At 71.5% G+C, this 1,497-nt stretch carries 1 protein-coding gene; it reads left to right on the top strand.

Annotated features, from left to right (window positions below; genetic code table 11):
• A partial coding sequence (locus tag GUY61_RS41010; RefSeq protein WP_243767041.1) for a Sua5/YciO/YrdC/YwlC family protein occupies positions 1-1,488 on the top strand: 1,488 nt, incomplete at its 5' end.
• Positions 1,489-1,497 lie beyond the last annotated feature (9 nt).

The following is a 1,497-nucleotide window of genomic DNA, read 5'->3' as shown; positions in this document are numbered from 1 at the left end:
CTCTTCGATCCCGCCGACCGCCGCTACCGCTACCCCTTCGTCAACTGCACCGACTGCGGGCCGCGCGCCACCGTCATCGAGGGCCTCCCCTACGACCGGGAACGCACGACCATGCGCGGCTTCCCGCTCTGCCCGCGATGTGCCGCGCAGTACGCCGACCCCGCCGACCGGCGCTTCCACGCCGAACCGCTCGCCTGCCCCGACTGCGGCCCGGTCCTCGCCTGGGAGGGACTGCGTGGCGAGGACGCCCTGCGCGCCGCCGTCGCCGCGGTCACCGCGGGCCGCATCGTCGCGGTCAAGGGAATCGGGGGCTACCAGCTCGTGTGCGACGCCTCGTGCCCCTCCGCCGTCGCCGAACTGCGCCGCCGCAAGCGGCGCCCGGCCAAGCCCTTCGCCGTGATGGTGCGCGGCCTCGCCGATGCCCGACGCCTCGCGCGCGTCTCACGCACCGAACGGGCCGCGCTGCTGTCCACGGCCCGGCCGGTGGTCCTGCCCGAGACGATCGTCGTCGACCGGGGCAAGGTCTTCGTCTCCCGAGCGTTCACCGCCGCCTGCGAGAGTCTCGGCATCAGTGTCCAGCCAGCCCCGCCCCACGCCCCCATCGCGAAAGGCATCGTCGAGCGCGCCTTCGGCACCATCAACGCGCTGTTCTGCCAGCACCTGCCCGGCTACACCGGCTCCGACGTCACCCGCCGCGGCCCCGACACCGAGAAGGACGCCTGCTACAGCGTCGCCCAGCTGCAAGACCTGCTCGACGAATGGCTGGTGCACTACCACCACCGGCCCCACGAAGGCCTGCGCCATCCGATGATGCCCCGCAAGGCCCTCACGCCGAACCAGATGTGGGCCGCGTTGGTCGCCGTCACCGGACACGTGCCCGTCCCGTTGACCGGCCGCGACTACCTCGAGCTGCTGCCCGTGCGCTGGCAGGCGATCACCGCCTCCGGTATCCGCATCCACCACCGCACCTACGACGCGGACCTCCTCGCCCCCTACCGCGGCCAGCCCTCCCCCATCGCCGGACGGGGTGGGAAATGGGAGATCCACTACAACCCCCACGACGTTCGCCAGATCTGGGTCCGCCTGCCCGACGGCCAACTGACCGAGATCCCGTGGATCCACCGCGACCACGTCCACCAGCCGTTCAACGACCACACCTGGCAGCACATCAGGTCCCTCGCCCTGCAGAGCAACCATGGCGACGTCGAGCAGTACGAAGCCGACCTCGCCGAGGCCCTCGACCAGCTCATGCGGCGCGTCCACAGCGGCCACGCCACCAAGACCGAACAGGCCCTCGTGGCCCGCACCGCCGCCCCGCTCCCCACAGCCCGCTGCCCAGAACACGACACCGGCCAGAACGCCGACAGCCCCATACAGTGGGACGAGGAGGAGGACAGCATCGACGACCTCCCCGACGACGACACCCACCCCGCGGCGGCCACCGGATTCGGGCTCTACGACGCATACGAGGAAGCCGACAAGTGGTGAACACCCGCC

Origin of the sequence: Streptomyces sp. GC420, from assembly GCF_009916105.1 — a bacterium.
In the GTDB taxonomy this organism is placed as follows: domain Bacteria; phylum Actinomycetota; class Actinomycetes; order Streptomycetales; family Streptomycetaceae; genus Streptomyces.
The sequence above is the reverse complement of the archived record's forward strand: the minus strand, read 5'-3'. Positions and strand labels throughout refer to the sequence as shown.